Source organism: Cupriavidus sp. 21MJTG02-4 (assembly GCF_057798975.1).
The window spans coordinates 144,787-164,477 of sequence record NZ_JBYOJP010000017.1 but is presented as its reverse complement, the minus strand read 5'-3'; the positions used below and the strand labels follow the sequence as shown (position 1 = coordinate 164,477).

Genomic DNA, 19,691 nt, shown 5'->3' with positions numbered 1-19,691 from the left:
GTATCGCCGGCGTTCTAGTCCATGCGCAGTCCCACCCCTAACCCTTGCTCGGCCCCATTACGGTGCGTGATCACCCATTTCGGCTGCTTGATCACCCATTTCGGCAACGTGATCACTCGTTTCGGGAACGTGATCACCGATTTCGGCGGCGTCGCCGAAGTGATCACGTTCCGCCGAAACCAGCGATCAGCTTCCCGCCGAAACAGGTGATCACGTTCCCCCGAAATCGCTGATCACGCGCCCCGAAATACGCACCTTGACGGCTTCCGGCAACGAAAAGAATCGGGTACGGGCCTTGCGCCACACGCGGGCCGCGAACGCACGCTGGCTCGCTTCGAACCTGTCCGCTTGCCGTTGCCGGCGATCCATCTCTTCGTCGGCTTTGTGCTGCTCCGCGGCGACGTGCTCGGGGAAGAGCGGGTATCGGTCGCGCTCGCGCTGCTGTTTGCGCGCGAAAGCGGCCTGCCGGCGGGCGTTGAAGTCGATGGGGGTGTAGCGTTCGAAGCGGGTGAAGCGCATGGTAAAGGTACCGAATGGTCTATGACCAGGATACCGGCGCCATCGCGAAGTCAAGGCCGCCGGCCGGCGAGACTCGCCGAACACCATTCTCAAGGCGCACATGGCCGGAGCTGCGCCCGAAAGTTATAGAATTTGGGCATCTTTTCGGGAAATCCCATGTCATCACCCCAGACCCCCGCCGTTCGCGAGGTTTCCCTCGGCACACGGCCCAGGAGCGAACGCGAGTTCATCCCGCCCGGCGACCCGCAATACGCGGAAATCGCGATGCTTGATGCCTTCACGTTCAAGCGCTATCTCGACCGGACGTTTTGGTACCCGAGGCGAGAAGTGCTGCGCTTCGAGGTTCGGGCGATGCCGTCGCCGACCGGCAGCATCTACGACGTCGTGGCGCTGGTCGCGTCGGGGGAGGGCGAGGCGTGGTTTTCGGAGGCCGCAGTGCCCGCACGATGGGACTATGTCGCCATCAGCGAAACCAGTCACGGCCTGTCGAAGATGCAGACCGCCAAGCTGAAGGCAGAAGGCAAGCTGCCCGCTGATTATGAGCCGTTCGGGGACGATGGGCCGGTGCTTGACCACTCCAACCTGGAGAACCCGGAAGAGGTTGACCTGCGCCGGTGGGATGTGGTGAACCGCGTGCGCGAGGCAAGCCGACAGCGACGCGCGACAGGTCAAGCCGCAGCTAGGGTCTTATCCCCGAGCGGCAGCTTGCCGATCTGCTCCGGACGGTAGGCGGAATCCCATTCCACACCCGGCCACGGTTCGCGGAGGATTTGATCGGCTGCTCAAGCATCGCCGATCGGCGGCGGATGCGGTTGAACTACGAGTCCACCGCATGCAGGCTCGCCTTATTGTGCAGCCACGCCAAGTGATCGGAATCGTAGTCACCTAAATCCGTTAGCAGACAACTCGCCTTCTCCGGCTCAGCCATGCTCGGCAGCGGATGCCAAGGCTCCAAAAAATGGATGGCCGGTACTCCGGCAGCGTCGATGCGCTGAAAGCGTGGGGAATCGGGCTCACGATCGGGAGCGCTATGTCCTCCAAATAAACTGGGACAGTCGTGACCGACCCCCCGGTGGGCTTAACGGCAGCTGCAGGCGTACTACGACGGAGAAAGTAACCCGCTGAACGTGGAAGTTGTGGCCGGTTACGCACACAACATGCTCTCTCCTGGAAGCCAAGCCCGGCCCTCCACATATATTCGAAGTGAGCCTCCCCATGACTCTGCGTGATGTGCTCTAGACACAATTCGCTGGCTTTGCTCAGCCTTAGTAAAGTTTTCTGCCAAAATTTTAATTAACGCCCGACGCTCGTTAAGTGGCCTTAACTACGAAGCCCATGCCATCAGACGACCCCGCCCTGGCCTCCGCAACCACAAAACCCGAATCGGCCGGTACGTGCCGGCCGTGGCTTTCGACGAGACGGTGAACGCTCACGTCCCGCTGGTTATGCTCACAACATGACTGTCTCCCAGAAGCTAACGCCGGCCCTCCACATATATTCGAAGTGAGCCTCCGCAATAGCGGAACGGAGGTGCAGGCCCCCGCCACGGCAATAATCGAACAAGTAAGCGGTCGGGACGAAAGGGGAAGGGCTCCAAATCGATCACGGTCCCGCTGTCACTCGACCTGTGACCTCGCAGAAACGGGTACACATCGCATGACGGGCGTCGAATCATTCTTGGTTTCGAGTGCGGATTCACCGAGGCGATGGTGGTCAACCATGTGTTGGACCGCCGAGTCGTGTCGCTGGACGGTCAGCGGCTGCCGAGTGGCTTTCGCTAAGCGGGCAACGGCCTTCTGGATCTGGAGGCCTACCTTGTGCAGGAGGATCCGATCGCTGCGCTTGGGCAATTCGTCAGGCTGGTGAAGCGCGCCAGCGGCGAGCCGCAGTTCGCTCGGGGCTTTCTGGAGCATGCGTCGGCGGCTGTGCCGCAGTGCACCCAGTCGCGCGCGGCCGGGCCTTCGGTCGTACTGGCCCGACCGAGTCAATATGAGGCGAAAGGCGTATGAAATTGGCGAGCTTTTGGGCGACAGCGAAAGCTGTTCGCCCCATATGAGGGTTTCCGTATTCCTCGCTACGGAGAACCCTCTCGGACTTGCTCCCCGCCCTCCTTTCGAGAGGGCATTTTGTTGAAACAACTAGACTAGCAGCCAATCCGTCGACTACGGTCACCAGGTCGGGCGAGTGGCGGGCTATTTGATCCGGAGGGCTCACTTCGGATATTCTCTTACCACTTTCCGCGTCCCAGACGCATCGACCTCGCACCGCAAGGTGCCAGCTTCTGCAGTACGGTGGCCTCCCGCTTAGCCGGGCCAGTCCATCCATTCTATCCCACCGGGAACCACGTTCCCGGTGCGGCAACGGGTTCCCCATTCCTCTTCGGAGAACCCACAATGCTATACCCAACTGCTGTCGCCCTTCGCAAGATCCGTACGGCTCGCAATCCGCGCACGTACTTTGATTCGGTTGAAATGGCTGGAATCACCGAGTCCATCCGTGCTTCCGGTGTCTATCAACCCATCCTACTTCGCCCCATCGAGCACGATGAGTTCGATTTCGAGCTCGTCGCCGGGGAGCAGCGCTACCGTAGCGTCGCTTGCCGCTGAATTACGATTGGGAACCACAATGAAAAAATTGCCGGTTGACTACTACTTGACGCTTTCCGCCTTCCACCTATCGGAAGAGACTTTTTGCTGCTTTGGTCAAGAGCCCGTTTTGGCTAATAACTTTGCGAGCTATTTTGTGGAGGTCATTAACGTCTACGCACCTTCTGCTAGACACTATGCAATACCAGAGGACCTGGAGAAGGTAATGCAATACGCGATGTCACTTGGCATCACGTTGCTGCATTTCGATGTGAGGGCCGACGAGATAGAGGTTTTGCCGCGGTATGAGTGGTCGTAGCCGTTTCGCGCCATGGTAAGAACTGAGGTGCCAATGCATGTTCGTACTGTAAGGCCCAGAAGCAATGTAGGCGCGGCAAGCGGCCGCCAACTGTCACCAAAACCTTGACGTTTTCCTCAAGGCCGCATTCCATGCGAACCGGGTCTGTGTCTGGCTGTGATTCGCCGTCACGTGGCAGCAACCAAATTGCGGGATCTTGCTACGCAAGCCAATATTGGCTATCCTCACATCACTTTCCGCGTCCCTGACGCATCGACCCCGCACCGCAAGGTGCCAGCTTCTGCAGTACGGTGGCCGCCCGTTTAGCCGGGCCAGTCCATCCATTCCATCCCACCGGGAACCACGTTCCCGGTGCGGCAACGGGTTCCCCATTCTTCTCCGGAGAACCCCCAATGCAATATCCGTCTGCTGTTGCCCTTAGCAAGATCCGTACTGGCCGCAATCCGCGCATGTACTTCGATCCGCTCGAAATGGCTGAACTCACCGAGTCCATCCGGACTTCTGGTGTCTACCAGCCCATCCTGCTTCGCCCCATCGAAGACGACGAGTTTGAGTTTGAGCTCATCGCAGGCGAGCGTCGCTACCGCGGTGCGGTGGTGGCCCACGGCATCGACTGGGTGATTCCCGCCCTCGTCAAGGTAATGACCGACGACGAGGCCGACCGAGCGGCGCTCATCGAGAACGCCCAGCGCGCGAACATGTCGCCGTCTGAAGAGGCCGTTGCCGCCTCGAAGATCGTCGGCCATTGCAAAGGGGATCGCGAGGAAGCCGCCAGGCTCCTGGGCTGGTCCCGCGCGACGCTGGATAAGCGCCTTGCTCTCATGAATTGCAGCCCGGATGTTCAGGCGGCACTGAATGAGCGCAAGATTCAACTCGGTCACGCCGAGTTGCTCGCCACACTCGCCAAGGACAAGCAGGACAAGCTCCTGCCGGTCATCATCAGCGAGAAGAAGGCGGTGTCGGAGTTGAAGAAGACCATCGAGGCGGCTGCGTGCAGCCTGGAAGTGGCCATCTTCGACAAGACCGACTGCGCCACGTGCCCGCACAACTCTTCGCTGCAAACAGAGATGTTTGGCGAGGCGATCGCTACCGGCAACTGCACCAACAAAGCCTGCTATGCCGAGAAGACCGACCGCAAGCTCGAAGGCATCGTCTACGGGCTCAAGGAAGAGTATCCGATCGTGCGCATCATCCGGTCCGGCGACAACCATACCCGCATTCAGCTGAAGGTGGATGGTCCAACCGGGGTCGGTGAGGAACAGGCCAAGGCTTGCCATGCCTGCCAGAACTTCGGTGCCGCGGTCAGCGGTCTGCCGGATTCCATGGGCAAGGTCTACAGCGGCCAGTGCTTCGATACGGCCTGCAACCAGAAGAAGGTGGCTGCCCGAATCAAGGCGGAGCGTGACGTGGCCAAGGCGCCTGCTGCAAGGCAGACCGCTGGCAAGCCAGCCGCGGCAACGAAGGGCGAAAAATCGTCCGCTACTGCCGAAAAGCCGGTTACGGTGATCAGCGAGTCGGAGAAGGTGAAGCAGTACCGCACCGAGCTCTGGCGCAAGGCGCTGCGCAAGGAAGTCGCGCAGAGTACCGAGCAAGCCAACGCCTACCTGCTGGCAATCGCCATGAACGGTCTGTCGCGCAATATTGGCGGCGACGTGATGGGCAAGTTCTTCGAAAAGCTCACCGAGCAGAAGTCGTCCTCGACCCTGCAAGGCTGTCTCACGGCTGTGCATGGCATGGACGAGGGCCGTCGCCACCAGTTGACGATCGGCATGACAGTAGCGGCAATTGGCGGCATGGAGGTGAACAATCTCCGGGAACTGTGCCGGTACCACAAGCTCGACCTGCGCAATCACTGGAACCTGCAGAAATCGCAGGACTTCCTGGAGATGCTGACGAAGTCCGAGATGAAGGTCCTGGCTGACGAACTTGGCATCCGCAAGGTGCTGGGAGACGGCTTTGCCAAGCTGTTTGGCAAATCAAAGGCTGAGGTTGTTGCCGGCCTTCTGGCCGTCGACGGCTTCGACTACACCGGCAAGGTGCCCAAGGTCCTCGGCTACTAATCTTCTTTCCAATCGGAGGCGCCAAGGCGCCCTCCGCCTCATTCATTTCCCAAGGATTCACTATGTTCACGGAATTGGCTGCGCTCGTTCGCGCGAGCGAAAAGGTCGTCGTCACGCTCACCACGCAAGGCGACACCATGTCTGTCGTTGTCGTGCCTGTTGTCAAGGACGCTGCAGATGCTGCGCTGAGCACGCCCTTGGCGCTGTCGGCGACGCCGGCGGAGCTTGATGAAGGTTTCGCCGCCGCGATTGCAGGAGTCAGCGCTGCGCGTCAGTCGCTTGCTGAGCAGGTCGAGGCCACCAGGTCCATCCTGGAGGCGGCCAAGACCTCGCAGTCGACCAAAGCCACGAAGGCCTTGACCACGGCTGCGGCGCCGACGGCATCCGAAACGTCCGAGGAGGACGATGACAACGACAAGCCGGAACGCAGTGCTGGCGCGCAGGAAGCGGCGAAAGCTGACGACGGCGCGGCCAAGACGGCCGGCACCGACCTCGCATCGCTGCTGTAAAGGAGACTGGCATGGCACTCGAAGTCAAGAAGCTCACTCGTGAGTTCTCCTATAACGGCATGACGCTGATGGACCCCGGTCCGCAGTTCACGCCCCAGCAGGTGCGCGACGTCTATTCCGCCCAGTACCCCGAGCTGACCACCGCCGCGGTGGATGGCCCGGAGCACAAGGGGGAAGTCGCGCGCTACACGTTCGTCCGCGCCGCGGGCGCGAAGGGCGCCGATGCGCAAATCTGACCTCATGAAGGCACTGTCCACGGGACAGTTTGCCTCCATCAACAAGGAGCCGCCCGAAAGGGCGGTTTTTATACATTCTGAGGAGACCCAACAATGTTGTTCGATCCTCGGTCGTTTGTTCCTGACATCCATGCGGGACAGCAACCCGCATGGACGCCACACCGACAGCATTCCACTGCCGGACGTCGACCTGCCCATGATTTTCTGACACTGCCGAAGCTTCCAGGCTCTGTACCAGCCACTGCGCGCCTCACCTATGGCGATGAGCTGGAGGTTACAGATCTGGTGCTGGCGCAGTTTGCGGCCGGCATCCTACGGGCCAGTGATGTGTTGAACCCGACCAGTGCGGGGGATGCTTTCGCACAGGCCATGTTCGCATGGCTGGGGAAGCGAATCCCAGTGTGTCAGCGATTGCAGTTCGGCGCGAAATTAGTCGATCGCGGCGCTGCCATGGACCAGGTCATGCAGTTCGGCTGGGAAGACGGGCTTGAAGCGCCGCTCTACCTGGCCATCGAATTGCCCGGCGAGGAGGTCTATGCGATCGGGGAAGCGCGGGCGCAAGCCATTCGTGCGGCCCACCCGTCGTTGCTCTTCACCGCAATGAACCTGATCAATGCCGCGTGCGGCAAGTCGCTGTTCGTCCGTACGCCTGACATGCTGCTGGACCAGTTCGCCCGCTGGCATTGGGATCACGACGCGACCCTGGCCGACGATGAGAACGCCCGGCAGTTCCTCAAAGAGAACTTCGGCGGCGAGGAAGCCGACATCGAGCGCTATCTGCCGTCGGTGGTGCGCGCCGAGCTTGCACCGGACGACACCCTGCCACTGTATGCGCACGTTGATGCGGCTTCCGCGCATCTGCGGGAGCTGGGTCCGCGCAACTTGCGCGCTCTGGCTCGCTTGCATAGTGGGTGGCTGGGCGAGCTTTGTACGGCGCTCGCCGACCTTCGGCTGCTGCTGGCCAGGGCGGGGGAGCGGTCGGCCATCGCCGGCGCCCAATGGGCGGAGCCGGCCTATTCGGCCGCGACCATCGCCTATCGTCCCAGTGACTATGTGTCGGAGATCCTTGACGACCACTATGAATGCCTGAACAACGCTGGCGACGCCACGATGTTCCAGTGCTTCATTCCTCTTGCAGACGACGCCGCGGCGATCCGCCAGCAGTTCCGCGAGATGGCGGACATGCTGCAAATCATCGGCGCGCTTGACCGCGTGCTCACACACATTTCTTCATAGGAGGGCCCCATGGCCGAGATCCTGACCACTTCGCGGTCGCATGACGTGGTCCTGCAAGGGGCCATTTTGCTTTATGGCCGCGCTGTCGGAGACTTTTCGTATGCCACTGCGCATCGAATTGAAACGGACGGAAACACCGGCCGCCCTGTGATCGGGGCCGGCACGCCGCTCAATCGGCTGGCGCTGATTCAAGCGGTGCGCCAGGTCGCCGAGGCCTCGTTGCCAAAGGGCGAGTTCCTGACGCCCAATGTGCTGTCGATCAGCCCCGCCGCAGTGACGTGGTGGAGTCCAGCAGCGCATCGCCGTGTGTTCTTCAACTGCAAGGAGTTTGGCGAGTGCAGCGCCGTGGTGCCGCATCCGGCCCTCGTTTTCCAGGCGTCGCACACGGGGTTCCGTGTCTTCGCACTGCCCGGGCAGGAGCGGCCGGTGTCGGCAACGGTGCTTTTCGAGCCGCCTTACTTCAATACGTGGGACAACGGGAAGATCTGCATTGGGAGCGCACATGTGCCAAAGCAGATCGACGTCGCCTCCATTGCAGGCTGGGAATCCGGGTTCTTCAACTCGGCATTCACCCATCCCAACCACGGCGGCCAGCGCGTGAAGTACAAGCGCGGCGCCTACGCCTTCTGGAAGGACATGCTTGACGGGAAGTTTCCGGACTACCCGAGGCAGGTTCTCATCCCCATGAAACGTACGCTGGCCGATCTGATCGCCGGCAAATTGGACCATTGACCATGCATCCTGCTGATGTGACCCTGCAACAATCCTTCCCGTCCATCATGGTTCCGCGCCTTTCCACGCTCGAACCCATGACCCGGGCGGGGGAACGGCTGCTCATCGCAGCCAACGGTGTGTTCCTCGAGATCACGCGGCCCTGGCTAAAGGTCGTTCGCCGGCTCGGCGGTTTCCAGCATCGCACGACCATCCCGTATGGCAACGCGAGCGAAGAGACCGATCTTCTGTGCGGCCGCATTCCCGCACGATTGATCGGCGAGTTTGCCGAAATGGCGCGCACCGCGTATCCCAAGGAAACGGGTGCGTGGGTGGTGTGGAATACTACGAGCCAGGCCTTCAGGCTGGTGCCAGTGCAGATCCTCGAGCACAGTGCTGGCCACCTGAAGTATGACCGGCCAGCGCTGGCAGACGATGATGTGCTGGTCGTTGACTGCCACTCCCATGGCCGATCGCCGGCCTACTTCTCGTCGACGGACGATGTGGACGACCAGCACGACGTGAAGTTTGCGTTCGTGTTGGGCAACTGCGCTGCGCCTGTCCCTTCCATGGCCCTGAGGCTCTGTGCCAAGGGCATCTTCGAGGCGGTGGAGAGCGTGCCGGCAGAGTGGTACGCAGCTGCCAGCCTGGAGGTCGTGTCATGATCGAGCATCGTATTCCCGAGGTCATGACCCGACGCGCCTGGAATGTCGTCGTCGTTGGTGCTGGCGGTACCGGCAGCGCCTTGCTTCCCAATCTGGCGCGGCTGCATCACGCCATGCTTGAGCTGGGCCACCCCGGTGGCATCGAGTGCACGGTCTACGATGACGATACGGTCAGCGAGACCAATGTCGGCCGCCAGGGCTTCTATCCCGTGGACGTCGGTCAGCCCAAGGCGACTTTGCTGGTCAACCGGCTCAACAATCTGATGGGCACGCGCTGGGAAGCGCGCGTCTGTCGCGTTGGTAGCCGGGATCGCTTTACCTGCGACATGGTGGTCGGGTGCGTCGACACACGTAAGGCTCGCAAGGCCATCCTGGGCGCGATGAGCCGGGGGACCGGTGGCTACTATCTTGACTGCGGCAACGAGTCGGACAGTGGCCAGGTCATCCTCGGTCAGGTTCGCGGCAAGGCCGCTGAGCGACTGCCTCACGTGGGCGATCTCTTTCCGGCGCTGTTGGACCCGAAAGGGGACAAGAAGGACACGGCTCCGTCGTGCTCCATGGCCGAAGCACTTAGCAAGCAGTCGCTGGTCATCAACCAGGCGATGGCGGTGCAAGCGTACAACCTGCTGTGGACGCTGTTTCGCACGGGCACCCTGCAGTACTGCGGCGCGTTCGTGAATCTGGCGGTTGGTCGCACGAACCCGCTGCCAGTTGATCCTCAGGCTTGGGAACGATTCGGGTATCACCTCCCCGAGCCGAAGCGGCGGGCGAAACCCGCCCCGCGCCGAGCCGGTTGAGCCCGTCATCTCCGCGTTGTTGGGGATGGCTTTTCCCTTTGGCGCGTTCGGGTTGCATTAATCCGGGGCCTGTTTGACCGTTATACCCGCGCCGCTGGCGCGAACCACCTTCATCAACCCCTTGGGGCACTAGCCCTGCGGGCGTGCTCCATCTCTTACCTTGGAGCACTTCATGAGCCATTCTTCCAACACGCCGCGCGCTTATCGTCGCATCTTCGTGACCGGGAGCTGGCTGCCGGACAACACAGCGGTCGGCGCCTACTGGAACGGCACGATGTGGAACGGCTTTCCGGTCCCTATGTTCACACGCGAAGACGGCGACGGACTCTGTGCGGCCATGCCGAACCTTGTCTACGTGGAGCGCCGGCAGGCGTTCCTTTTCGACGAAAATCAGCAAGTTGAATGGTTTCGTCCCTCGATCGCCGTGGTGGACGGCAAGGAACAGCACCTCTACGCAATCGGCGATGGCTGGTGTTGGCAGTTCGCGGACTACGCGGTCGATCCGAACCTGGAGAACTGGCTTGCGGGTAGCTACCTGCAACTTCACCTGCGACCAAGTGTGCGGGCGTGGATCCAGGAACTCGCATGGGCGAATGGCCAGTCGCTGGAGCACCACGCCGAATTTCTTCTGGCGTGTTTCTGCGAAGAGCGCAGAGACGGGCGGCCCAAGTTCGATCTATCCGGCTTCGAGGCTACAGCGTCGCGCGCGCAGCACACAACACCCATTTCGGGTGGCGATGCTGTGCGCGCGCGCCGTGGGCCGTGGCTCAATGTCGTAGACGCTGTGTTGTCGCTTGTCGCAGCCGAAGACGGCGGCGAGCCATCGAGGCTCTCGCGCGAGATATTTGCAGAAGTCGTGCTGGATGGTCTCGCTCGCGAGCTCGGCGGTGTGGTGTAGCCGGACCGCTCCACATTCTCCGCCGAGCCTGCTACCATTACGTTACCTACCGCGTCTCAGACGCATCGACCCTTCCGGTTGTATAGCCGGACAACTCTTCTCTCCCCACCTACGGGCCTTCCTGCCCGTGGGCATGTTGGCCTTTTTTTCCCCTGAGGCCATCATGTTCAAGCGATTCTTTCTGCTTTTCCTTTGCTGCGCCATTTTCACCGGCTGCGCTGCACAGCCGACTTCGCCGAACACCTATCGGGGTTCCGAAGCGCTGCGCCGTGGTGGTGCCGAAGCTGTCACGGTCCTCCGGGTCCGACCGGTCACGATTGTCGACAGCGACGGATTGATGTCCGCAAACACCGGCGTGCCTGGCGTTCTTGGTGCCGTTGTCGGCGCGGTCCTTGGCGCTCGCGTCATTGGTAACGGCAACGGTCGTTACCTGGCTGGCGCCTTGTCGGGCACCGTCTCCGCGGTGATCGCGCAGACGGCGGCCAACCATCTGGGCCGCCGCGACGGTGTTGAGGTCATTGTCCGCACGGACAACGGCCGGCAAATCGTCGTCACCCAGGATGCCGATCAGCAGTTCGTCACTGGCGAGCAGCTGTACCTCGTCTCGAGTGCCGGTGGCTATCGCCTGACTCGCTAACGGGCTCCAGTCCGGAGCCTCGTCTCTTTCACCTTCCCCACGCGGGCCTCCCGCGCGGGGGGCTCTGTCGCGACCTGGAGTTCACCATGTTCGACGTTGCAGAAGCATCACCCATCACCATTACCCCGATCGAAACGAAAGGGAAATACATGTTTGAAGTCGCGGATGGCATCCGTCGGCAACTGCGCAGTGCTGGGCTCGAGCCGGAATGGCTGAACGCCGCCAACTTTATGGATGACGACAACGAAGCCTTGTACGGTCCGAAGTCGTCCCGTCAGTGGCCCCAGTTCGGTGCACGTGAACGGCTTGCCGTCTCCGTGCATCGTGGCTGGTCGGAAGGATGGGCGGTCTTCGTTGACCGCGTTGGCTATACCGGCGATGCGTCCAACCTGGTCACCACTGCCCAGAAACTGTTGGTCGGCAAGATGCTGTCCGAGCGCCAAGCTTGGGACACTGTCCGCGCGATCAGCAAGATGTTCGATATTGCCTGATATCCAGGCCTATCCATTCGCAAGCCCGGGAGGGCTTGCCCAACCCCTCGGGGTTCGGCAAGTCGCTTTCACCCGCGTCATCGACGCATCGACCCACTGTCCGGCAACTCCGGACCAGCCCATTGCGGGACACTCGTCCCGACAAGGGAGGGGATGTCCCCATCTGATTCGAGGATATCCATGAAGCTTCCCAAGTCTCTTCTTCGTCCCCACGCTCCCGGCAATCCGGCAGCATGCCTGGTGCTGCGTCGCGACGCATGCCGCATGCTGCGCCGCTTTGCCGGTGACATGGCATTGCGCCCACGCGATTACACGATCCGTGAGCATCGTCAACGCCGGCGCGAGGTGGCCGTGTTCGCGCTTCAGACGGAATCGTTGCTGCTCGAGATCCAGCATCGGCCAGGCGCCGACGGCATTCGCATGTCCTATCGGACGTGCCGCGGTCGCAATGACCTCAGCGGTGGCAGCAACAACGCCATCGACTTGCCTTCACTCTCCACCGATGAGGGCTATACCAATCTGCTGACCACGCTTCGCGTGGTTGCCGGTCGGCGCAGCTGAGGGATCATCATGACGACTCTTATCAAGGTCACATTCACATCGACGGCAGGCGAGGAGATCAACGGTCAGGCGCAGTTCGAGCCGATGTCTGAGCTCGTGACGCTGCCCTCACGATTGCTTGAGCTTGTAAAGCGAGCCAGGGCTGCAGGTGATGGGCATGCCCTCGTCGCACATGAGGACGGGTATCGCTATCCGCTGGAGCCGGTTGAAGTTGGTGTCTACCAGCTTGACCGCTCGCGTCGGCGTCGGCAAAGGCTGCTGGAGCAAGCCTGGAAGGCTGTTACGGCTCCAACCAAGGATCAGCGGCAGCAGTCTGGCCGCTTTGCACACACGCTGTCAGCCGCTGCGCTCATCGGCGCCAGCGTCTACGTGGGGTCTAGCAACGTATGGACGCTGATCGCCCTAACCGACGTTCTTTGCCTCGTCGGCGTCGGCGCTGCACTATTTCTCGTCGGCACAGTTCTTTCCAAAGGAGACTGAGCTATGACTCTCGGCCTTTTTGTATTGATTCTCGGCGGTGCCATCTCGGCCTTCCTGCTCTGGGCAGACCGAAACGGTCGTCGTGTACACAAAGACTAAGCGCTGTTTCGTCCAGGCCCAGCCATCTGCGGTCGCAAGTCCGCAAGCGCCGATCCAATCGGCTCACCGCATGAACGCACTCCACATAAGGATTGCGTTTTCATTTCCCGACCCACACGGGCGTCGTCCTGATGGGGCGGCTCCCTCCCAAAGGAGTATCCCCAATGGACGACATAGTCTATGGCGCTGGCTCGGCCAGCTATCCTGCTGGCGTGCGGGTGCGCGTTGGCCTCTATGGCTCGAACCTGCGCCCGGCACTCCAGCTGGTCTGCGCTGACGATGGCATGCCCTATGCCTCGCTCAGCGTGAACTTGCCGGAGGCGCCATTGCTCGCCGGCGAATTCTGTGTGGCGGCCGACTGGAACCTGCCAGCGGACCTGAAAGCGGCGTTGCTTGCCGCCGGCAAGTTCGCTGACACGGGCCGCGGTACCGCAGGCTGCGACCAGGGCGGCTCTATCTGGCGCATCATGTGTCCCGAGCTGCTGTCGCAGGTTGCGGCTGCCCGGATTGTCGCCAGCCGGTCCCGTCCGACCCCGCGCATGGCCGCCTTCGCTTAGCACTACATCCCATTCCAACTCTTTCGGGGCACGTCCCCGAAGGGGCGTGCTCCGTCCTGGAGCACATCATGTATGTCATCACCCTCGGCCAGCGTGCCGAAACTCGCACGACGCTCGCCGGCGTGCTGCATCTGCTCAACGACGACCGAAGCGAGACGGCCCAGCCGCGCTTCGAAGAGATCGCGGTGCGCCACGTGGAGGGCGGCAACATCCCCGTTGTGTCCCTGTCGCATGGCAAGCTCGGCGTTCGTCCTGGCGGAAGCGCCCGTTCGATTCTCGCGCGGGTCATCGATGAGGTGGATCGCTTCCTCGTGCGCGTAGGCGGAAAGGTCCTGCGTCCGCAGGAAATGAGTCGTGCCTCCTGGGGTGCCGTACTGGCGGCGGGCCGCTTGGCCTACTTCCCGGAGGAAGCCATCGACTTGTCACAAGGCGCGGCCGGACCGCTGTTCCAGACGGCGGATCTCTTCGAGAAGTCGGGGCCCTTCGACATTGCGCAGTACGTGCAGTCCGAATTTGTCCGGCGCTTTGGCTATGGCACCAACGGGCCGTTGTACGACCCAGCGCAGATCCCGAACGCCCGTCATGAAGTGCACGTCGCGTACGCGCTCTTGCGAGGCGAAAAGCTTCGTGATTGTGTGCTGAACACATACCGCGACAATCCGCGCTTCGGGCGGTCGGACCTGGACTGGCTGGAGCCGCTGATCGCTGTGCCAGCCCTTCGTGGCGCGCTGCCGGCCCATCACCTACAGGCACTCTGCCGTCTCCTGCGACTCGAGAAGATCGCAATCACGCCGCAGAACGCGCCGAAGCTCCTGGCGATCGTTCGACGCGTCCCTGCCGACGGCACCGATGTGCACATGGACGACGCCCTGTACGAGGCTGGCGTACTTGCACCACGGCCCACCCCTGTAGCGCGCCCGGCGGAGGGGCAGGCCGCAGCGCCCGTCTCTGCGCTTGCCTCGCGGATTCATCACCTCATCACGCAGCGGCAGTTCCGTGCGACGATGGATAAGGCGAAAGCGCAGCGCGAAGCGTTGGAGATCAGCCAGCGGCATTTCGATGATATTGCCAGGCGGGCGGTGCATGCTCGCGTGTCGACCAGCTTCGACTGGCCCAACAAGGTTGCACTGGCGGTCCTTCAACGGGACGTGGCCACGCTTCTGCATATCTTCGACAATCCGAAGGACTGGAATGTCGACTCCAAGCGCGCCCTGCGCGAAGAGCTCGACGTCGACCTGCTGCAATGCACCGCGTCGGGTCGTCGCCAGCGCATCTTTGAGATGTGCGGCTTCTCAGCGGCGGAGCAACAACGCTGGGAGCAGCAGGCGGCGGCCGCGAGAGCTAACCGGCTGGCGTTGCAGGATTTCGAGGATGCCCGCAAGCGGGCTGAGGCGTCCAACTGGCGGCTTGAGAGCGGGAAGGTACTCAATGGCCGCGAGTACGTGGACTTCTGCATTGCCGAGGGCTTCTCGGAGATCGTCGATGTGCCGCGGCCGCGCGCGCGAATATCGCATCCGCGATCCGCACCGCAGCATGTCCCGACGCCTGCGCGCCAAGGATGGCACGCTGGCCTATGCCAGGGCAAAGCTGGCGCAGGCCGGCACGCCCAGGGCGCTCGCAGCCTGAATGAACTTACCCCTGGCCCACCGGCCGGGGGATTTCCTTGAAACACATAGCAAAGGTGCGAGTTTTCAGCGGCACCGAACGTCACGTCGTCAGTTAGCCTCTGCCTATCGCGAGCTGTGTTCGCACTGATCGGAATCAGTCCAAACACAGTTTCACCCGCGTCCTGGACGCATCGACCCCAACGCCGGCCTGCCGGCCATCTCTTGAACCTCCCCACAGGGACCGCTCCCTGTGGGGACGGCCTGTGGGATCCCCCTAAGGAATCCCATGGAACTCAGTCCTTCCCAACTGCAGAAGCTGCTTGCTGCTTGCATTCCGGCCACGCTGCCCGTCCTCGTGACGGGTGCGCCTGGCATCGGCAAGAGCGATCTCGTCGCCCAGGCCGCCGCGGACGCTGGCCATGAGCTGCTCATCTCTCATCCCGTGGTCGAAGATCCGACCGATTCGAAGGGCTTGCCCTTCCCGTCGTCCGACGGCGCTCACGCCCGGTTCCTGCCCTTCGGGGATCTGGAGCGCGCGCTGTGTGCTCGGCGTCCGCTGGTCTGGTTCATCGACGACCTGGGCCAGGCGGCGCCAGCCGTCCAGGCGGCCAAGATGCAGCTGCTGCTGGCCCGTCGGATCGGCGAGCATGCTTTGCCGCCGCATGTCACCTTCGTTGCAGCGACCAACCGCCGCGTCGACAACGCCGGCGTCTCCAACATCCTGGACCCGTTGAAGTCACGCTTCGCGACCATCGTGGAGTTGACGACGTCGGTCGAAGACTGGACGCGCTGGGCGGTGGCAACGAACCAGCCGCCGGAGCTGATCGCGTTCTTGCGCTTCAAGCCCGATCTGTTGCTGTCCGAAGACCGGACTCGGGAAATCGAGAACCTTCCCAGCCCCCGAAGCTGGGGGATGGTCGGCAAGCTGTCGAATGTGGTGCCTGCCGAACTCGAGCACGTGGCCTTCGCCGGCGCAGTCGGGGAGGGCGCTGCAACGGAGTTTGTCTCGTTCAAGCGCCTCTTCCGCCAGATGCCGTCTCCGGATGGCGTACTTGCGGCGCCCGCCACCGCACCGATCCCGACCGATGTCGCGGTGCAGTACGGCATTGCCACGGCGCTCGCGCGCCTAGCCAACGCGAACAACTTTGATCGCGTGATGGTCTATGCGAACCGGCTCCACGAAGCGGGGCTCGGCGAGTTTGCCGTACTCCTTGTGCGGGACGCCGTGGAGCGCGATGCGTCGATCGCCAGCACGCCTGCATTCATCGTGGCGCAGGGCGGCCCGATCGGGGCTCACATCCGCGGCCAGTAAAGCCGCCTTTCTGCAACAGCAACACATCTGCCGGCCGGCTCGGGTCTACCCGAGTCGGCCTCATTTTCTGTCGCTACTACTTTGCGGCACATCCCTGTGAGGATTCATCATGAACATTACCAACCTGACGTCCCGCGTCATGCTGTCGACCCTCAACATCTCCGTCTGGCGCGCGCGTCGCTTCGACACCCGTGCCACGCAGGAGGTAGAGGCCAAGCACGAGGCCAAGGACATCGGCCGCTTCAACAAGCGGCTGCTGACCGACGGTGCAACGTCCTACAAGGAGGTCTGCGCCATTGGCAATCGTGCGCGCTCGCTATTCGATAGCCACTCGCTGGACTACGACCAGCTGGGCGTGCGTCTGCTGCCGACGACCGTCTACATGGAGGTCGCGGAGATGCTGCGTGCGCTGCGCGACGAGTTCGACGGCGCCACGGCGCAGTTCCTGGCCGACTACCCACGCCTGAAGGAAGAAGCACGGGTCGCGCTCAACGGTCTTTTCGACGAGGCGGATTATCCGACCGAGGCAGAGCTGCGCAAGAAGTTCGGTATCCGCTTCTCCGTGCTGCCTTTCCCCGATGCTAGCCAGTTCGGCATCGATCTGCCGCCCGACGTGCTACAAGGCCTCCGCGATCAGATGGACGCGCGAGTCATGGGCGCTGTGAAAACGGCCAACAACGACCTGGTCGGCCGTCTGTATGAGGCCGTGCAACACTTCGCCAACCGCCTGTACGGGGAGGGCAACGTGCGGCTTGACGTGGCCGACAAGTTGCGTGAGCTTAGTGCGCTGCTGCCGAAGCTGAACTTCTCGGACGACCCCGCGCTTGCGGCCATCCTCGCCAAGACTCAGGATCAGCTTGCCTGCTACACCGGGGCGCAGCTCAAGGATGACCCGTTGCTGCGGCTGAACGTGGCTGAGCGCGCGATGGAAATCGAAGCGCAGATGGCCGCATTCATGGGCGGCACGCAGCCGGCGATGACGCGCGAGCGGAGCGACATGCCCATGCTCCAATTGCTTGCTGCGTGAGGTTGCCATGCATGCGCGAATCGTGAAGCAACGCGCGGCGCTGGTGCTATCGCAACCGTTCTTCGGTGCGCTGGCCCTGCGCCTGGCCCTCGTTGAGGATCCTGCCTGCGAGAGCCTGTGGGTCGATGGCGTGCGCCTGGGCTACAACCCGGCGTATGTCACGTCCCTGGATGACCTCGAGCTGCGGGGCGTCCTCGCGCACGAAGTGCTCCACGTGGCCAATGGCCATTGTTGGCGCATGGGCGCGCGGGACCAGGAGCGGTGGAACCGCGCGTGTGACTACGCGGTGAACCCGCTGGTGCTCAACGCCCAGTTCAAGCTGCCTCAGGGCGTCTTGCTGGATGGGCGATACCTGGGCAAGTCGGCTGAGGAAATCTACGCGATGCTGCGACAGGAAGAATCGTCGCAGCAGCCGGATGCCGCGGCGGGCGGCGGCTCGGGAACTGGGTCGTCACCGCAAGCCAGTGGCCAGCAGCCAGCACCACTGTCGACAGGATGTGGCGAGGTCCGGCAATACACGGGCGCCGACCGGCCGACGGTGGAGGGCGAATGGCGCGTAGCCGTGAATCAGGCTGCGAAAGCGGCCAAGATGCGCGGCGCGCTGCCTGGCGACCTTGAGCACCTGGTGGAAGCCGCGCTTCGGCCGTCTGTTGACTGGCGAGCGGTGCTGCACCGCTTCGCCGCCCAGGCGGCCCGGTCGGACTACAGCTGGAAGGTGCCCAACCGTCGTTATGCCCATTTGGGCCTCTATCTGCCGTCGTTGCATTCCGAAGCGGTGGGAGACGCGGTGTTCGTGCGCGACTCCAGCGGCTCGGTCTTCGACGAGACGCAGCGGCAGTTTGCGGCGGAGATTATTGCGGTGCACCAACAGCTGCAGCCGGCTCGGCTCATCGTCATCGATTGCGATACGCGGGTCTCGCAGGTCCAGGTTTTCGAGCGTGACGAGGTGGTTGATCTCCGGCCGTTGAAGGGTGGGGGAGGAACTAGCTTTAAACCGCCATTCGTATATCTGGAGCAGGAGGGAATCGAGCCCGCCTTCCTCGTCTACCTCACGGACCTGTATGGGGCATTCCCTGCCGCGGCACCGGCCTATCCAGCCCTCTGGGCTTCAGTCACGCCGTTGGACCGCATCGCCGCACCTCCTTTCGGTGAATGCGTAGAGGTGATCGTTTGACCTAAGCCCTGGCTCCGGCCGGGGCGCTTGGAACGAAGTCACTACTGAGCTGTCAATTCCTGTCACCCTCAAGCGAGCCACAAACGTGCCGATGGTGGGTACCGAAGTGGTCGTAGCAGGCGCCAGCCCCGGCGCGCCCGGGGCTCTTCTTTTTGGATTCCTATGTCAGCAAGCATTGTTCAATCCGAAGTATGTGGTCGGACTATTCGCGTCGCCGAAACAACGGCAGGTGCCAGTCGCAGTGAGCGGCTGGACCATTGCCAAAGGCGGCGCGCGGGTTGCCGGCAGGCCGAGGAGCGAGCTTTGGAACCCCAGCTTCAAGTGACGGACGTCGACCGCCTGCCGCGACATGGCATCGCCCTGCGTGTCGACGAGTGGTTTTCAGTTGCCCACAACGGACATTCCTCGCCGTTTGACGACTGGCTCCCGATTGTTGCAATGCCCGTGCAATCTGCAATTGTGGGCATGCGATTGTCGCAAGGCAATGTCGCGTTCGAGCTGCGCCACGGCAAGCAATACGCGATCGAAGACTCGGTGCATGGCGGTCGGACATTTCAATGCATCATTGACAGCTGCGTGCCGCTTGTGGCCTTCATTGACGCGCGAGGCAGCCGAGGACCGTGGATCACGGTCCGAAATCTCTTTACTATCGAAGAGATCGTGAGCATGCGGGAACTGAGTGAATGAAAAAGGAAAGGGCCCGACGCGTCTGCGTGTCGGGCCCTTGTTCTTTACCGTTTTGGGAGAAAGACGACGCTTACGTGCGAGCTTTCCGGAAAATTGCCTTGAGCATGCTCATACTTTTGCCGCCGGCTCGGCCTCCGTCGTCGGCGCGGTGGCTTCGATTGTCGACTCCAGAGCGTCGCCATAGGTGAGGGTGGGAACGCGCGAAATGTTCCCCTCCAAGGCTGCAGAGGTTCCAAGCCGGATGGTACCGGCATAGGAAATCCGGCCTTTCACACGACCATTGATATGCAAGGAAATCCGGGCCGCCACATCTCCCTCGACGGTGCCATCAATTAGCACGTGATCGCCTTCAACGGTGCCACGAATCAGCCCTTCCGCACCGATATGGACCAAGCCTCGGGACGAACGCAAATCGCCGTCGACCAGGCCAAAACAGCTGACGCCGTGATCGCAGGCCATGTGCCCATGGATGCTGAGGCCCGCTTGAATCAAGCTGAAAGTTCGTTGCTGGGTCATATCTGGAG

24 protein-coding genes are annotated in these 19,691 nt (G+C 62.2%); 22 read left to right on the top strand and 2 right to left on the bottom strand.

What is annotated here, in order from left to right; translation table 11 throughout:
- The first annotated feature begins 66 nt into the window (after nt 1-66).
- Nucleotides 67-210, top strand: a complete 144-nt coding sequence (locus AC3FKH_RS27830) for a hypothetical protein (protein WP_488678923.1) — start codon at nt 67-69, stop codon at nt 208-210.
- Here the strand turns inward: AC3FKH_RS27830 and AC3FKH_RS27825 are convergent, their stop codons facing one another.
- Nucleotides 211-519 (bottom strand): hypothetical protein, encoded by a 309-nt coding sequence (locus tag AC3FKH_RS27825; RefSeq protein WP_488678922.1) that lies wholly within the window; start codon nt 517-519, stop codon nt 211-213.
- 156 nt (nt 520-675) lie between these two features.
- On the opposite strand from AC3FKH_RS27825, the gene AC3FKH_RS27820 reads away from it, so the two are divergent.
- From AC3FKH_RS27820 to AC3FKH_RS27720, 21 genes are all read left to right on the top strand, one after another.
- Nucleotides 676-1,248 carry a hypothetical protein gene (locus AC3FKH_RS27820; protein ID WP_488678921.1) on the top strand — a complete coding sequence of 191 codons (573 nt, stop codon included), beginning with the start codon at nt 676-678 and terminating at the stop codon, nt 1,246-1,248.
- Between the two features lie 1,664 nt (nt 1,249-2,912).
- Complete coding sequence (locus tag AC3FKH_RS27815; RefSeq protein WP_488678920.1) at nt 2,913-3,125, top strand: ParB N-terminal domain-containing protein; 213 nt, start codon at nt 2,913-2,915, stop codon at nt 3,123-3,125.
- 19 nt (nt 3,126-3,144) lie between these two features.
- A complete protein-coding gene (locus tag AC3FKH_RS27810; protein ID WP_488678919.1) occupies nt 3,145-3,423 on the top strand; it encodes a DUF5983 family protein in 279 nt (92 codons plus the stop codon).
- Between the two features lie 392 nt (nt 3,424-3,815).
- Nucleotides 3,816-5,483 carry a PRTRC system ParB family protein gene (locus AC3FKH_RS27805; RefSeq protein WP_488678929.1) on the top strand — a complete coding sequence of 556 codons (1,668 nt, stop codon included), beginning with the start codon at nt 3,816-3,818 and terminating at the stop codon, nt 5,481-5,483.
- 62 nt (nt 5,484-5,545) lie between these two features.
- Entirely contained in the window at nt 5,546-5,992 is a 447-nt protein-coding gene (locus tag AC3FKH_RS27800) for a PRTRC system protein E (protein WP_488678918.1), read from the top strand.
- Nucleotides 5,993-6,003: 11 nt separating this feature from the next.
- On the top strand, nt 6,004-6,228 hold the full coding sequence (locus AC3FKH_RS27795; RefSeq protein ID WP_316157447.1) for a PRTRC system protein C: 225 nt from the start codon (nt 6,004-6,006) through the stop codon (nt 6,226-6,228).
- Between the two features lie 93 nt (nt 6,229-6,321).
- Nucleotides 6,322-7,464: a PRTRC system protein F gene (locus AC3FKH_RS27790; protein ID WP_488678917.1), complete on the top strand. Its 1,143-nt coding sequence runs from the start codon at nt 6,322-6,324 to the stop codon at nt 7,462-7,464.
- Nucleotides 7,465-7,473: 9 nt separating this feature from the next.
- On the top strand, nt 7,474-8,196 hold the full coding sequence (locus AC3FKH_RS27785) for a PRTRC system protein B (protein WP_488678916.1): 723 nt from the start codon (nt 7,474-7,476) through the stop codon (nt 8,194-8,196).
- Nucleotides 8,197-8,198: 2 nt separating this feature from the next.
- Nucleotides 8,199-8,840, top strand: coding sequence for a PRTRC system protein A (locus tag AC3FKH_RS27780; protein WP_035868840.1), 642 nt, complete (start codon nt 8,199-8,201; stop codon nt 8,838-8,840).
- A complete protein-coding gene (locus AC3FKH_RS27775) occupies nt 8,837-9,637 on the top strand; it encodes a PRTRC system ThiF family protein (protein WP_284495042.1) in 801 nt (266 codons plus the stop codon). The genes AC3FKH_RS27780 and AC3FKH_RS27775 overlap by 4 nt, the downstream gene beginning before the upstream one ends.
- A gap of 172 nt (nt 9,638-9,809) precedes the next feature.
- A complete protein-coding gene (locus AC3FKH_RS27770; RefSeq protein WP_035868843.1) occupies nt 9,810-10,535 on the top strand; it encodes a hypothetical protein in 726 nt (241 codons plus the stop codon).
- A gap of 163 nt (nt 10,536-10,698) precedes the next feature.
- Entirely contained in the window at nt 10,699-11,172 is a 474-nt protein-coding gene (locus AC3FKH_RS27765) for an outer membrane lipoprotein (protein ID WP_284495041.1), read from the top strand.
- A gap of 86 nt (nt 11,173-11,258) precedes the next feature.
- On the top strand, nt 11,259-11,663 hold the full coding sequence (locus AC3FKH_RS27760) for a hypothetical protein (RefSeq protein WP_284495040.1): 405 nt from the start codon (nt 11,259-11,261) through the stop codon (nt 11,661-11,663).
- A 180-nt stretch (nt 11,664-11,843) separates the two neighbouring features.
- On the top strand, nt 11,844-12,224 hold the full coding sequence (locus tag AC3FKH_RS27755; protein ID WP_035868851.1) for a hypothetical protein: 381 nt from the start codon (nt 11,844-11,846) through the stop codon (nt 12,222-12,224).
- Between the two features lie 9 nt (nt 12,225-12,233).
- Nucleotides 12,234-12,704 carry a hypothetical protein gene (locus AC3FKH_RS27750; protein WP_488678915.1) on the top strand — a complete coding sequence of 157 codons (471 nt, stop codon included), beginning with the start codon at nt 12,234-12,236 and terminating at the stop codon, nt 12,702-12,704.
- 263 nt (nt 12,705-12,967) lie between these two features.
- Nucleotides 12,968-13,360, top strand: coding sequence for a hypothetical protein (locus AC3FKH_RS27745; RefSeq protein ID WP_488678914.1), 393 nt, complete (start codon nt 12,968-12,970; stop codon nt 13,358-13,360).
- Between the two features lie 68 nt (nt 13,361-13,428).
- On the top strand, nt 13,429-15,027 hold the full coding sequence (locus AC3FKH_RS27740) for a hypothetical protein (protein WP_488678913.1): 1,599 nt from the start codon (nt 13,429-13,431) through the stop codon (nt 15,025-15,027).
- A gap of 226 nt (nt 15,028-15,253) precedes the next feature.
- On the top strand, nt 15,254-16,279 hold the full coding sequence (locus AC3FKH_RS27735; RefSeq protein ID WP_488678912.1) for an ATP-binding protein: 1,026 nt from the start codon (nt 15,254-15,256) through the stop codon (nt 16,277-16,279).
- Between the two features lie 109 nt (nt 16,280-16,388).
- Entirely contained in the window at nt 16,389-17,306 is a 918-nt protein-coding gene (locus AC3FKH_RS27730) for a hypothetical protein (RefSeq protein ID WP_488678911.1), read from the top strand.
- A gap of 7 nt (nt 17,307-17,313) precedes the next feature.
- Nucleotides 17,314-18,480, top strand: a complete 1,167-nt coding sequence (locus AC3FKH_RS27725) for a vWA domain-containing protein (RefSeq protein ID WP_284495036.1) — start codon at nt 17,314-17,316, stop codon at nt 18,478-18,480.
- Nucleotides 18,481-18,783: 303 nt separating this feature from the next.
- Nucleotides 18,784-19,167, top strand: coding sequence for a hypothetical protein (locus AC3FKH_RS27720; RefSeq protein WP_035868869.1), 384 nt, complete (start codon nt 18,784-18,786; stop codon nt 19,165-19,167).
- Between the two features lie 108 nt (nt 19,168-19,275).
- Here AC3FKH_RS27720 and AC3FKH_RS27715 read toward each other — a convergent pair whose 3' ends face one another.
- Nucleotides 19,276-19,683: a bactofilin family protein gene (locus tag AC3FKH_RS27715; protein ID WP_488678910.1), complete on the bottom strand. Its 408-nt coding sequence runs from the start codon at nt 19,681-19,683 to the stop codon at nt 19,276-19,278.
- Nucleotides 19,684-19,691: the final 8 nt, after the last annotated feature.

Coding starts and splice junctions, on each gene's coding strand:
- AC3FKH_RS27805 (WP_488678929.1), top strand. CDS start 3,816: ATGCAATATCCGTCTGCTGTTGCCCTTAGCAAGATCCGTACTGGCCGC.
- AC3FKH_RS27785 (WP_488678916.1), top strand. CDS start 7,474: ATGGCCGAGATCCTGACCACTTCGCGGTCGCATGACGTGGTCCTGCAA.
- AC3FKH_RS27765 (WP_284495041.1), top strand. CDS start 10,699: ATGTTCAAGCGATTCTTTCTGCTTTTCCTTTGCTGCGCCATTTTCACC.
- AC3FKH_RS27735 (WP_488678912.1), top strand. CDS start 15,254: ATGGAACTCAGTCCTTCCCAACTGCAGAAGCTGCTTGCTGCTTGCATT.
- AC3FKH_RS27725 (WP_284495036.1), top strand. CDS start 17,314: ATGCATGCGCGAATCGTGAAGCAACGCGCGGCGCTGGTGCTATCGCAA.
- AC3FKH_RS27800 (WP_488678918.1), top strand. CDS start 5,546: ATGTTCACGGAATTGGCTGCGCTCGTTCGCGCGAGCGAAAAGGTCGTC.
- AC3FKH_RS27820 (WP_488678921.1), top strand. CDS start 676: ATGTCATCACCCCAGACCCCCGCCGTTCGCGAGGTTTCCCTCGGCACA.
- AC3FKH_RS27730 (WP_488678911.1), top strand. CDS start 16,389: ATGAACATTACCAACCTGACGTCCCGCGTCATGCTGTCGACCCTCAAC.
- AC3FKH_RS27810 (WP_488678919.1), top strand. CDS start 3,145: ATGAAAAAATTGCCGGTTGACTACTACTTGACGCTTTCCGCCTTCCAC.
- AC3FKH_RS27745 (WP_488678914.1), top strand. CDS start 12,968: ATGGACGACATAGTCTATGGCGCTGGCTCGGCCAGCTATCCTGCTGGC.
- AC3FKH_RS27740 (WP_488678913.1), top strand. CDS start 13,429: ATGTATGTCATCACCCTCGGCCAGCGTGCCGAAACTCGCACGACGCTC.
- AC3FKH_RS27750 (WP_488678915.1), top strand. CDS start 12,234: ATGACGACTCTTATCAAGGTCACATTCACATCGACGGCAGGCGAGGAG.
- AC3FKH_RS27755 (WP_035868851.1), top strand. CDS start 11,844: ATGAAGCTTCCCAAGTCTCTTCTTCGTCCCCACGCTCCCGGCAATCCG.
- AC3FKH_RS27770 (WP_035868843.1), top strand. CDS start 9,810: ATGAGCCATTCTTCCAACACGCCGCGCGCTTATCGTCGCATCTTCGTG.
- AC3FKH_RS27815 (WP_488678920.1), top strand. CDS start 2,913: ATGCTATACCCAACTGCTGTCGCCCTTCGCAAGATCCGTACGGCTCGC.
- AC3FKH_RS27790 (WP_488678917.1), top strand. CDS start 6,322: ATGTTGTTCGATCCTCGGTCGTTTGTTCCTGACATCCATGCGGGACAG.
- AC3FKH_RS27760 (WP_284495040.1), top strand. CDS start 11,259: ATGTTCGACGTTGCAGAAGCATCACCCATCACCATTACCCCGATCGAA.
- AC3FKH_RS27775 (WP_284495042.1), top strand. CDS start 8,837: ATGATCGAGCATCGTATTCCCGAGGTCATGACCCGACGCGCCTGGAAT.
- AC3FKH_RS27780 (WP_035868840.1), top strand. CDS start 8,199: ATGCATCCTGCTGATGTGACCCTGCAACAATCCTTCCCGTCCATCATG.
- AC3FKH_RS27795 (WP_316157447.1), top strand. CDS start 6,004: ATGGCACTCGAAGTCAAGAAGCTCACTCGTGAGTTCTCCTATAACGGC.
- AC3FKH_RS27715 (WP_488678910.1), bottom strand. CDS start 19,683: ATGACCCAGCAACGAACTTTCAGCTTGATTCAAGCGGGCCTCAGCATC.
- AC3FKH_RS27825 (WP_488678922.1), bottom strand. CDS start 519: ATGCGCTTCACCCGCTTCGAACGCTACACCCCCATCGACTTCAACGCC.